Annotated in this window: 13 protein-coding genes; 6 read left to right on the top strand and 7 right to left on the bottom strand. The window is 57.2% G+C overall.

What is annotated here, in order from left to right; translation table 11 throughout:
* Position 1: 1 nt before the first annotated feature.
* From fliP to fliF, 4 genes are read right to left on the bottom strand one after another with little or no spacing between them, the layout of a single operon-like run.
* Positions 2 to 730: a flagellar type III secretion system pore protein FliP gene (fliP, locus tag AC2FH8_RS16325; protein WP_496690251.1), complete on the bottom strand. Its 729-nt coding sequence runs from the start codon at positions 728 to 730 to the stop codon at positions 2 to 4.
* Positions 730 to 1017, bottom strand: coding sequence for a FliM/FliN family flagellar motor switch protein (locus AC2FH8_RS16330; protein WP_281995694.1), 288 nt, complete (start codon positions 1015 to 1017; stop codon positions 730 to 732). The genes fliP and AC2FH8_RS16330 overlap by 1 nt, the downstream gene beginning before the upstream one ends.
* A complete protein-coding gene (locus AC2FH8_RS16335) occupies positions 1010 to 1606 on the bottom strand; it encodes a FliH/SctL family protein (RefSeq protein WP_281995695.1) in 597 nt (198 codons plus the stop codon). The genes AC2FH8_RS16330 and AC2FH8_RS16335 overlap by 8 nt, the downstream gene beginning before the upstream one ends.
* Positions 1606 to 3192 (bottom strand): flagellar basal-body MS-ring/collar protein FliF, encoded by a 1587-nt coding sequence (fliF, locus tag AC2FH8_RS16340; protein WP_281995696.1) that lies wholly within the window; start codon positions 3190 to 3192, stop codon positions 1606 to 1608. Before fliF ends, AC2FH8_RS16335 begins: the two co-directional genes overlap by 1 nt.
* A 119-nt stretch (positions 3193 to 3311) precedes the next feature.
* On the opposite strand from fliF, the gene AC2FH8_RS16345 reads away from it, so the two are divergent.
* From AC2FH8_RS16345 to AC2FH8_RS16365, 5 genes are read left to right on the top strand one after another with little or no spacing between them, the layout of a single operon-like run.
* Positions 3312 to 3809 (top strand): flagellar basal body-associated FliL family protein, encoded by a 498-nt coding sequence (locus AC2FH8_RS16345; protein WP_281995697.1) that lies wholly within the window; start codon positions 3312 to 3314, stop codon positions 3807 to 3809.
* 9 nt (positions 3810 to 3818) lie between these two features.
* The gene (locus AC2FH8_RS16350) at positions 3819 to 4325 is read left to right on the top strand and encodes a hypothetical protein (protein ID WP_496690252.1); all 507 of its coding nucleotides are present in this window, start codon (positions 3819 to 3821) and stop codon (positions 4323 to 4325) included.
* Positions 4322 to 4897 (top strand): MotE family protein, encoded by a 576-nt coding sequence (locus tag AC2FH8_RS16355; RefSeq protein WP_496690253.1) that lies wholly within the window; start codon positions 4322 to 4324, stop codon positions 4895 to 4897. Before AC2FH8_RS16350 ends, AC2FH8_RS16355 begins: the two co-directional genes overlap by 4 nt.
* Positions 4898 to 4943: 46 nt before the next feature.
* Positions 4944 to 5813: a flagellar motor stator protein MotA gene (gene motA, locus AC2FH8_RS16360; protein ID WP_496690254.1), complete on the top strand. Its 870-nt coding sequence runs from the start codon at positions 4944 to 4946 to the stop codon at positions 5811 to 5813.
* Complete coding sequence (locus AC2FH8_RS16365) at positions 5810 to 7945, top strand: hypothetical protein (protein WP_496690255.1); 2136 nt, start codon at positions 5810 to 5812, stop codon at positions 7943 to 7945. Before motA ends, AC2FH8_RS16365 begins: the two co-directional genes overlap by 4 nt.
* Positions 7946 to 8067: 122 nt before the next feature.
* Here the strand turns inward: AC2FH8_RS16365 and betB are convergent, their stop codons facing one another.
* Positions 8068 to 9522 carry a betaine-aldehyde dehydrogenase gene (gene betB / locus AC2FH8_RS16370; RefSeq protein ID WP_496690256.1) on the bottom strand — a complete coding sequence of 485 codons (1455 nt, stop codon included), beginning with the start codon at positions 9520 to 9522 and terminating at the stop codon, positions 8068 to 8070.
* 166 nt (positions 9523 to 9688) lie between these two features.
* On the opposite strand from betB, the gene AC2FH8_RS16375 reads away from it, so the two are divergent.
* The gene (locus AC2FH8_RS16375; RefSeq protein WP_496690257.1) at positions 9689 to 10018 is read left to right on the top strand and encodes a hypothetical protein; all 330 of its coding nucleotides are present in this window, start codon (positions 9689 to 9691) and stop codon (positions 10016 to 10018) included.
* A 13-nt stretch (positions 10019 to 10031) separates the two neighbouring features.
* On the opposite strand, the gene AC2FH8_RS16380 is transcribed toward AC2FH8_RS16375, so the two are convergent.
* Together AC2FH8_RS16380 and trhO are read right to left on the bottom strand one after the other, a co-directional pair.
* Positions 10032 to 10535: a potassium channel family protein gene (locus AC2FH8_RS16380; RefSeq protein WP_281973307.1), complete on the bottom strand. Its 504-nt coding sequence runs from the start codon at positions 10533 to 10535 to the stop codon at positions 10032 to 10034.
* Positions 10536 to 10608: 73 nt separating this feature from the next.
* On the bottom strand, positions 10609 to 11514 hold the full coding sequence (gene trhO, locus AC2FH8_RS16385; protein WP_496690258.1) for an oxygen-dependent tRNA uridine(34) hydroxylase TrhO: 906 nt from the start codon (positions 11512 to 11514) through the stop codon (positions 10609 to 10611).
* Positions 11515 to 11575 lie beyond the last annotated feature (61 nt).

Raw genomic sequence — 11575 nt, forward strand, 5'->3', positions numbered from 1 at the left:
TTCATGTCATATAGCTACGCACCAGCGCGCTTGCGATCAGCGACCAGCCGTCGGCGATGACAAAGAAGGCTAGTTTGAACGGCAGCGACACTGTTGCAGGCGGAACCATCATCATCCCCATCGACATCAGCACAGCGGCCACCACAAGATCAATGATCAGAAACGGCAGGAAGATCAGAAACCCGATCTGAAAGGCCCGCGCTATCTCAGAGAGCATGAAAGACGGCATCAAGATCGACAAGGGTGCCTCGGCCGACAAGGACACAGTATCACCCCCAGGGCGTAGGGCCGCAATGGCATGGAAGGTATCGGGATCAACTCGCCCTGCCATAAAGGCACGAAACGGCTGCAACGCGCGCTCCAACGCTGGTTCTACCTCCATCGCTTCTTCGACCATGGGGCGAATGCCTGTGGCCCAGGATTCGGAAAAGACCGGCTCCATGATGAAATAGGTCAGAAACAGTGCGAGGCTGACGATCAGCATGTTGGGGGGGGATTGCTGCAATCCGATCCCTTGCCGCAAGATGGCCAGAACGGTGATCAGGAACGGGAAACAGGTAATCATGATCGCCAGCCCAGGCGCAAGGCTGAGCACGGTAATCAGCAAAATCAACTGAATGGTGCGCGCGGAAATCGACCCGCCTTCGCCCAGTGACAGCGACACCTCTTGCGCGGCGGCCAGAGACGGCGTCAGCGTCAGCAGCACCGCCACCCAATACAGGAAACGCATTACCCGATCCCGTTCTGCAGATCCGCGATTTCGGTTAGGCGCACGGCCAGTTGCCCGGCTTGATCACCCTCCATCTCTTCCAGCAGACCGCGCGCCACCAGTTGATCGCCAACATATAGGTCCACAGGATCTTCGATCCGTTTGTCCAGGATGAGAACAGCGTTTTCCCCCATATTCAGCAGATCCCGGATGAGCGGGCGCGCCCGACCGACTGACACGGTTACCTCGATCGGAATGGAATCAAACGGGCTGGCTTTTTCGGGTTTGGGGGATTGCGGGTCACTCATTGTTCAATGCCTCTTTTGCCTCATACACGTAAGCGTCAAATGCTGAACGGATTGTCTCTAGCAAGGCGCTGCTATCCACCTCTCGCTGCGAAGTACCAACCTGCAGACGCGCCTGACCGGCCCCAAGAGACGGGTCCTCGACAACGCGGGTCGGGGTGGCCAATTCGGGGGGCAACAGCCCTTCGACAACACTCACGAACCCCGAAGGCACAAAGATTTGCATCGGTTGGCCAATCTGTTCACCGGCCATTTCTGTAAGCTGTTCGACCAGCCGCGTGGCCTGCCCCCGATCCAGGGTGTTCGGCAACACCAGATTGACGAGGCTCTGGAACATGGGCTCTAACGACATTGTCATCCGGCTCGTCGCCTCATGATAAGTAAAGGACATATCCTCGAGCGCGCGGGCAAGGTTGTCTGATACCTTTCCACGACCCTGTTCCTGGGCCTGAAGGGCATCGTCCCATCCGGCGCTATAGCCGTGTTCGAAGGCACCAAGCCGCTGTTCTTCCAGCGCCTCTTCGTCCAATAAATGAACTTTGCCGCCGCCTGCCTGTACAGTGAAATCCTCAAGAAGATGAGCTATCGACATCACGCACGCTCCTCACTTTCTTCAAGCCAGCTGCGCAGGATTTCCACGGTCTCCTCCTGCTTGTCGCCGATCATGGCCCGCAGCCGATCAACCGGATCAGCGCCCGGATTTGCCGCCAGCGCGGGTACATCCCCCGGGGTATGTCCCGGAATAGCGGCGAATTGCCCGCCCTCTTCGGTCGCGATCTCACCGGTCAGAACCGCCTCGGGCTCTGGCGGTGTTCCCGCCGGCAAAAGGGCGGGGGCAAGGGCCGGTTTCATCAGGATCGGGCGGATCACGAACAATCCCAGAACCAGCATCACGATCGCCAGAACGGCCATTTGGACCAGTGACATCGCGTCAAAATGAACCTGCTGCCAGATCGAGGACGAAACCACAGTTCCGCCAGGCTCTACTGCGGGCAGATCCAGCGATTTCAGTGTGATGACGTCGCCACGTTCGGCATCGAACCCAACGGCCGAGGCCACAAGCTCAGCCAGCGCATCAAGCTCTGTCTGAGGCAACGGCACAAAGCTTTCAGCACCAGAGGCATCCACAGAACGCGTTCCATTCACCAGAACCGCAACGGTCAGGCGCTTGATCGCACCGGGTGCGGTGTGAACCTCTAACTCAGTCTCGGATACCTCATAGTTGACCCGTTCCCGTGTCTGTGTGGCATTCGAATTGGATGCATCCCCGCCCGCGCCGTCGCCATCGGGCAGGTTCGACGCAACCGTGACATCGGACGATTGGTTCCGGGCGCTGTCAGACCGTTCCTCGACATCGGTGCTGATGGCCACGCGCCCCTTAGGATCAAAGCGCCTTTCACGGATGGATTCGGTTTTAGTGACCGTATCAACACTGACCTCAACGACTGCATTTCCGGCCCCCACTCGGGCCTCAATCAGACGCAGGACCCGTTCGCGCAGCTGGCGCGACTTGTCATCCGCAGAATCTGCTGCCACCGCAGTCTCTTTTGCGCCAATGACCGCACCATTGGAATCAATCACCGCCACATTCTCGGGTGCGAGGCCGCTGACGGCAGAAGAGACCAGAAAACGGATCGCCTTGGCCTGATCCGAAGTGATATCCGCACCCGAGGACACCAGATAGACCGAAGCCGTCGGCGCGACGCTGCGCTGAAACGGGTTCGTTGACCCGTTGGCAATATGCACGCGCGCCTGACTTATGTGAGGGCTGCCGACAATCGTGCGCGCGAGCTCACCCTCTTTCGCACGCCAATAGGCCGCATCGAACATTTGCGAGGTGGTGCCAAAGCCGCTGAGTGAATCCAAAAGCTCATACCCGCGGTTTCCGTTCGCAGGCAGGCCTTCGCTGGCCAGAGTCATGCGCAATTCGTCCCGCTGCGAGCCGGGCACGTAAATCGAACCGCCTCGAATCTCATACTGTACGCCGCGCTGATCCAGTGATCGAACGATATCCCCCGCCGCGCCGCTTTCCAGCCCGGCATAGAGTAGGGTCATCGACGGCGCCGTCGCCAACCGCGACATCGCAAGGACCCCCAAAAACACCAGCACGACTGCACCGGCGACAATGATTTGCTTTCGCCTGTCCAAACTTGCCCAGACAGTTCCGATCTGCTGCACGCTCACCTCCGACTCGCCGACATTCTGCCCGGCGCATCCCCTGTTTGGACGATTGCCCTTAACAATCGGTTAGTCCCTGCCGGGTTATGACATCCCCAGACTGAATGAATGAGGACGTCATGACTGACGCGACTGCAGAACAGGCAGAAGCCCCGGAAAAATTGGGGAAAAAAGGAATGATCATCGGGGTGATTCTGGCCGTTGCCGGGGCTGCGGGCGGGTATTTCCTGACCACTTCGGGACTGCTGCCATTTGGCGGCCAACCAGCCGCGGAAGACGCCAAGGAAAAAGACAAAGGGGCCGAGGTTAAGGCCCTGCCCGAGGTTGGTTTTATCGACCTGCCGGCGGTGATCGTCTCGGTCAATGCCGGCGATTCGCGGCATCTGAAGTTCCACGCCCAGCTTGAGGTGAACAGCGGCTACGTCTCGGATGTCGAGAAGATGAAGCCTCGAATCATGGATGTGCTGAACGGGTACCTGCGGGCGGTCGAAGTGTCGGATCTGGAGGATTCGCTCGCACTGATGCGCATCCGCGGCCATCTTTTGCGTCGCATTGAAATCGTCGTCGGCGAAGGGCGCGTGCGCGATGTCCTCGTGATGGAATTCGTATTGAATTAGGAGGCCGAGATGGAGCTGATTGCAGATATTTTGCTGGTCGCAGGTGCGCTGGGCGCGGGTCTTTACTGTTTTGTGCTGTCCCGTCGGTTAAAGCGGTTCACTAATCTGGAACAGGGGGTCGGTGGCGCGGTTGCTGTCCTGTCATCCCAGGCGGATGAGCTGAAGAAGTCGCTTGATTCGGCGCGGACGGCCTCGGACCAATCGGGCCTTGTGCTTGAAGCTCTGACCCAAAGGGCGGAATCGGTTGCTCAGCGGCTCGAACTGATGATGGCTTCGATGCATGATGTCATTCCGGCCGAAGAACCCGCCAATGACATCAAGGTTGAAGATCCCAAGCCGCAAGAACCCAAGGCCGCGGAACCAACGACGGATCCTGTGCCTGAAGAGGTTCCAATCGAGGCGGTGGAAAAGCCAGAGGATCCTGCTGCGCCCAAATTTGAGGACACTCAGGAAAAGCGCCCGGGCGGGCTGATGTTTTTCCGCCACGACCGCAATAGCGGAGAGGCCGCGACATGAGCGGACACGTTGTAGAGAAACGACCAAGAAGCGGTGTCCTGACAGTTATTTCACTGTTGATGCTTGGGTCAGCCGCGATTCGGCTGGGGTTTGAGGCTGCACCAGCCCTGGCAAAAGGGGCCGAGCAGGCAGAAGCAATTCCGAAAGAGACCCAAGCAGAGCTGCCCGGAGCCCGGATATTGCTGACCGAATTGCTGCGGCGCGAAGAGGCGTTGAAAAAGCGCGAAGCCACCGCCATTGATCGGGAAAAGGCGCTGGCCATTGCCGATCAGGCCATCGAGGCCCGCCTGGCCGCCCTGCAGCAGGCAGAAGAGGCGCTGCGTGAGACGCTGGCCATTGCAGAAAAAGCGGCTGAGACAGACCTGACGCGCCTGACGGATGTCTATCAGAACATGAAGCCGAAAGACGCGGCCGCCCTGTTTGAAACGATGGACCCGACCTTTGCCGCCGGATTCCTGTCACGGATGCCGCCCGATGCCGCAGCCGGTGTTTTGGCAGGCCTGAACCCCGAGGCTGCCTATACAATCAGCGTGATTATGGCCGGGCGAAACGCTTCGGCTCCGCAGGAGTAGCCCCCATGATTTTCAACCCTGCATCGGAATTCACCGGAGACCTCTTATGATCGGAATTGTCGGAATTGTCATTATTTTCGTCATGGTGTTCGGCGGCTATTTGGCGGCTGGTGGGAAAATGACCATCATCATGAAATCCCTGCCGTTCGAGATGATGATGATCGGTGGCGCCGCGGTCGGCGCATTTATGATCAGCAATGACCTGAGCGCCGTGAAGCACACGATCAGGGATATGGCAAAAGTATTCAAAGGGCCGAAGTGGAAGCCCAATGACTACCGTGATCTACTGTGCCTGTTGTTTTCGCTGATCCGGATCGCCAAGGCCAACCCGGTCGAGGTTGAACAGCATATCGAAGACCCCGAAAACTCGCCTCTGTTTTCGACTTATCCGAAAATTCAGGCCGACAAAGAAGCCGTCGACTTGATCTGCGACACGATGCGGGCTGCCTCTTTGAATTATGACGATCCCCACCAGGTCGAAGAGGTGCTGGAAAAGCGGATGGAGGCGAATTTTCACCACGCGATGCACTCTAGCCACGCGCTACAGACTGTTGCTGACGGCCTGCCCGCACTTGGAATTGTTGCGGCAGTTCTGGGCGTTATCAAAACGATGGGATCGATTGATCAACCCCCAGAAGTGTTGGGAAAGCTGATCGGTGGCGCTTTGGTCGGGACGTTCCTGGGGGTCTTTCTGGCTTATGGGCTGGTCGGCCCATTTGCAGGAAAACTCAAATCCGTGGTGGAGGAAGACAATCATTTCTATCAGTTGATCAAAGAGGTTCTGGTTGCCAACCTGCACAACCACAACCCTGCCATGTGCATCGAAGTCGGACGGCAGAACACTCCCACCCATAACAGGCCGGGTTTCTCAGAACTTGAAGAGGCCTTGAAAGAGCTAAAGCAGGCAGCGGCATGATCCGATACGCCCTAATGGTTTCAGCGGCGCTTACGGCCGCTGGACAGGCTGGCGCGCGCGACATTTCTGTGCGATCGGGCGAGCATGACGGATATACGCGTCTTGTTGTGCAGGTGCCCCCGGGTACGGAATGGGGTCTGAAGCAAACGAAGAATGGCGCAAGACTCAACGTGGCGCTTCCTGATGCCGAATTTCAAACCGGAGCGGTATTTCAGCGGCTGTCGCAGAACCGTCTGTCTGCGATCTCACAGACCAACCCGGGTGATGCGTTAGAGATGGAATTCGGCTGCGACTGCTTTGCCACCGCATTTCTGCATCAAAACACGATGATCGTTGTGGATATTGCGCCGGGGGCAGCCCTTCCACCGATCAGCAGCGACATTCCACCCCCAACGCTGCCCAAAGCCGCTGTGGTAAACGCCCCGCTGCCCGGGCCACAGGCGCTTGATCCTCTGGTATTGCCGCTTTTGAATCTCAATGCGCAGGTGTTTGAGGACCAGCTATCGACGCGATTTTTGCAGGGCGCTGACCGAGATCTGGTTGATCTTGAACTATCTCAGATTGGGCCCAGGAACTCGAATGGCAATCAATCGCTCGACATGCCACCGCGTATGGACCTGAACATCGCAGTTACGTCGGTACTGGACGATCTGGATGGCTTGCTGGGACCATCCATTCCACAACTGGAGAAGAAACCAGCCTGCATTTCCAGCGCCGAGCTAGGTTTTGACAGCTGGTCCGATGAGCGCCTGTTCCCCGAACAGGTGGCAGAGCTGCGCACTGGCCTTTTTCAGGAGTTTGATCACCTTGACAAAGAACGAGCTATGAAGCTTGCCAAGCTCTATGCGTATTTCGGCTTCGGTGCCGAGGCGGTTCGCAGCCTTGACTGGATGGGTGAAGAGACGCCGGAAACGAACCGGATTTCTGCGATTGCCGCTGTTCTGGACGACCGGCCACTGAAAGGGTCAAATCCATTCCGCGACCTACAGCGTTGCGAAAGTGACGCCGCAATCTGGGCCGCTCTGACCGAGGGTAAGCTCGCCGAAGATGCCCAGATAAGGGTTATGGAACATTCCTTTGCGCGACTACCGGATCATCTGCGCCGGCAAGTCGGACCTATGCTGTCCGACATTTTCGTTGCAGCCCAAAAACTTGAAGCCGCGCGGCGCGTCTTGCGGGCTGTTAATCGCATCGAAACCAAACCCAGCCCCGGCGCGATTCAGGCCGAGGCCGGTGTTGCAAAGGCCGAAGGCGATCAGGAGAAATCCGAAACCTTGCTGAAAGACGTGGTGGGCAGCTCGGAAGCAGGGCTCGAAGCGCCTCTGGCGCTGGCGCGACTGATTGAACAGCGGTGGGCGGAACGCGGGTCAGCCTCCGCCCGGGAGCTCGAACTTGCCGCATCTTATACGGTCGAATTGCGCCGATCTGAGAGCGGCCCACTTATGCAACGGACATATGCGCTGGCGCTGAGTTTGGGCCAAGAGTTCGACCAGTCTTTTGATCTGTTAGAAGATATTCCGAATTCAGCTGAAACGCTGGACCGGGCCGTTCAAGTACTGACTGCGCGCGCCGACGACGATACCTTTTTGCGGCGCATCTTCAACCTGCCCGAACCGATGGCACAATCGCTGACAACCGAAACCGCAATCTCCATTGCCGAAAGGTTGGCATCGCTGGGGTTTGCCCGTCCAACGTTATTTTGGTCCAACCGACCTCAGGACACTATCAGGCGAAAGGACCGAGCCCTTTTGCGCGCGCAGGCCGCATTGTTGTCCGGCCAGCCACACAAAGCCTTGCTGGAGTTAGGGGATGACCCCTCGGACAAGGCCATGTCACTGCGGGCGCAGGCCGATCTGGATATAGGTGAGTTTGAAAATGCAGGGCGGGTATTGTTGCAGTTTGACAGGGTGAACGAAGCAGAAAGATTGTTCTGGCTTTCTGATATGGAAGACGTCCCGCAGCCTGAGGCCGACCAAAAATTTGGACAGGTCAGGCGGGCGACTCTGGCATTGGCAGAACCTGTAACCAGGATTGAAGAACGACCATTGGCGGATGCAACTGCCCTGCTTGAAAACAGCACCAACGCCCGAGAGAAAATCGCTCAGCTTCTCGCACTTGTGAGGGCAGACTGAAACGTCTGGGCAAAACTCAGGGTGGCCACCCAGTCAGGGCTGATCTCCTGACGAACCGCGGCATCCAATGCTCTGTTCCAGAGGGAAAACCCCATGAACAGAGCCTGAATTGGTGGGTTTAGTCAGTAAGGTGCCTCGACGTCATTCATCGAGACATAAACCGTTTTCATCTCGCTGAAATGATTGATTGCCAATTTCGAGTTTTCCCGCCCGACCCCAGACATTTTTGACCCGCCAAACGGGGCTTCAACCGGTGCGAGGTTGTAAGTGTTGATATAGCAGGTGCCCGCCTCGAACGCGGCCGCGATACGATGGGCTCGGGTCAGATCTTTGGTGAACACACCGGCTGCCAGACCGAATTCGGTGTTATTGGCGCGGGCCATCACCTCTTCCTCGGTTTCGAAATCCAACACTGACATAACCGGGCCGAAGATTTCCTCGCGCGCGATGGCCATTTCATCGGTCACATCGGCAAAGACGGCGGGCTGAATGTAGAACCCGTCGCCTTCGATACGCGCACCGCCATAGACCAAACGGGCACCTTCTGCCTTGCCTTTTTCAACATAACCCAGAGCGATATTCATCTGGTTTTCGCTAACCATCGGACCGAAATTAACCTCTTCATCCATCGGGTCGCCGATTTTCACATTCGCCAGACGCTGGGACAGGCGATCGAGGAAGGCTTCTTTGATGCCTTTGTGTACAAAAACGCGGGTGCCGTTGGAACAGACCTGACCCGAGGAGTAGAAATTCCCCAAAATGGCGCCAGACACGGCGTTTTCGATATCTGCATCGTCGAACACGATTATGGGGGACTTGCCGCCCAGTTCCATCGTGACATGCTTCATGCCATCGGCTGCTGCGGCATAAACCTTGCGCCCTGTCGGTACCGATCCGGTCAGCGAGACCTTGGCAACACGGGTGTCCGTCACAAGTGATGCGCCCACATCGCCATAACCCTGAATTACGTTATAGACACCCTTTGGTGCCCCGGCCTCGACCAGGATTTCGGCCACTTGCAGAGCAGACAAGGGCGTGGTCTCGGAAGGCTTGAATACCATCGTGTTGCCGCAGGCCAAAGCAGGCGCGCCTTTCCAGCAGGCAATCTGGGTTGGATAGTTCCACGCGCCGATTCCGACGCAAACCCCAAGCGCCTCACGGATCGTATAGACGAAATCCCCACCACCCAGCGGGATATGCTCGCCGGTCAGCGAGGCCGCCAAACCTCCGAAATACTCCAACGCATCGGCCCCGCTAGTAGCGTCGGCAACCAAAGTTTCCTGCAGCGGTTTTCCAGTATCGTGGGTTTCGATGATCGACAGATCACGATTGCGTTCGCGCATGATGTCCGCGGCGCGGCGCAGAACACGGCCCCTTTCGGTCCCAGACATCGCGGCCCAGTCTGCCTGTGCCGATTTTGCACTGTTTAGAGCCTGATCTATGATCTGCGGAGTAGCAGAATGCAGCCGTGCGATCACTTCCCCTGTTGCGGGGTAGATCACGTCTATGGGTGCTCCGGTCGTGTCGTCGACATATTCACCGTTGATGAAATGGCTCGCCTTGGGCTGAAATCTCATTGTGGGGATTCCCTGATCAGAAGCTGTTTCCTCCGCGTTTATATTTTATTGACTCAGCAGTCAATAAAACTGATCCAGAGCGATTTCCTGCCAATTCCAACAGGCCACGGCTTGAAATTTTCGGTTAATGTTCTATTTATGTTCTACATAGTCAGAGGATCAACCGATGGCCCATTCATTGCGAAACGCCGCCCCGCACGGCCCGACAAACGACTATCACCTGCTGCCCGCCACCGATCGGCAGATACGCTATGCCCGCGCCATCGCGGAGCAAACTGCTCTTGAGATTCCGGTCGAGGCGCAGCGCGACCGTCAGTCCATGTCTGCCTGGATTTCCAAACACAAACCTGATGATCCCTCACCATTTGCAAATTACCCGACCGGCAAGCAGGTTGCCTTTGCCGAACGTATCTCGCGCAGCAAACGCCGCCCAATCCCGTCGGAGTGCTTTCGCGACAAACAGATGATGTCGCGTTGGATAGATCAAAACAAATAGACGAAATCAGAGCCTAATCCGGACTATGATTGCGGGCATACAACGCCACCGCCGCCGCGACGAACAGGCCCAGTAGGATATAGCCGGTCACCGCCTCGGCCACGGCCAGGGCGCGGCACAGCCCGGTTGGGGACATATCGCCGTACCCAACGGTGGTGAATGTAACATAAGAAAAATACAGGATATCAGCGGGCCCTTGCGCCCCGATGACGCAATTATCCTGGTACCCGAATGCGCCATAGGCAGCGGCGAACAGGAACGGAACGACCTGAATAAAGGACACACCCATCAAAAACAGAATGCGGCGCGGTGATTTCACCTGAGTCATATAGAACCAGGATTGAGACACCATCCACACAACCAGCCCCACAGAGGCGATCGTACCGATCGTGTCACCTGCAGTGCCCTCGCTCAGACGGGACAGACCGAACCATGCGAGGAAACTGGCAACCACCATTGCGGCTGCCGCCAGCAGCGTTGATTTCCATTCTTCCAAAGTCGTGGGTTTTCGGGACATGGAACCTCCAACGCGCTGAAATCTCCGGGATTATCCGGTGGACTGTCCTGCGTGGCAACCAGAATTCAGCAAATCAGTCTGCGCCCAGATGCTCCTGTCCCCGCTGACGTGCCAGCAGGATCTGTTTTTGACGTTCCCGGAACCGGGTTTTGTCGACCTCAGAGGTTTCCTCTATGCATTGATGGCAGGACACGCCGTGTTCGTATTCGGCACGTTTCACATCCTCGGGAAGGATCGGGCGACGGCAGCCATGGCACAGGTTGTGCGGCCCTTCGACCAGCCCATGCCCAACAGATACGCGGTTGTCGAACACAAAGCATTCGCCCTGCCAGGTGCTGTTCTCGACGGGCATTTCCTCGAGGTATCGCAAGATGCCACCTTTCAGGTGATAGACATCCTCGACCCCCTGACCCAACAGGTAATTGGTGGATTTCTCACACCGGATGCCACCCGTGCAAAACATCGCCACACGCTTATTGTGGAACCGGTCCTTGTTTTCTTCCCACCAAGTGGGGAATTCACGAAAACTGCTTGTTTCAGGGTCTAACGCGCCCTCAAACGTACCGATTGCCACCTCGTAATCATTTCGGGTGTCGATCACCACCACATCATCCGAGCGGATCAGATCATTCCAGTCTTCGGGCTCGACATAATTGCCGACACGGGCGCGCGGATCGATATCCGGTTGGCCCATGGTCACGATCTCTTTTTTCAGGCGTACCTTGATCTTGCCAAATGGCGGTTGGTCAGACGTGGCCTCTTTCCACTCCAGATCAGCACAGCCGGGCAGCGCACGGATATGGGCCAAAACCGCGTCAATGCCAGCGCGGGGTCCGGCAATAGTGCCATTGATCCCTTCCTGTGCCAGCAAGAGCGTCCCTTTGACCGATTGCGCGTGGCACAGCTCAAGCAAGGGCGCACGAAGGGCTTCGTGGTTGGCGAAACGGGTGAAATGATAGAGAGCAGCGATCGTATACATGCGCGCGGTCTAAACCCGCGCGGACAGAGTCGCAAGAGACCGGATTGACGCCCCTTGTCGC

The organism is Ruegeria sp. CDSC025, assembly GCF_059610805.1.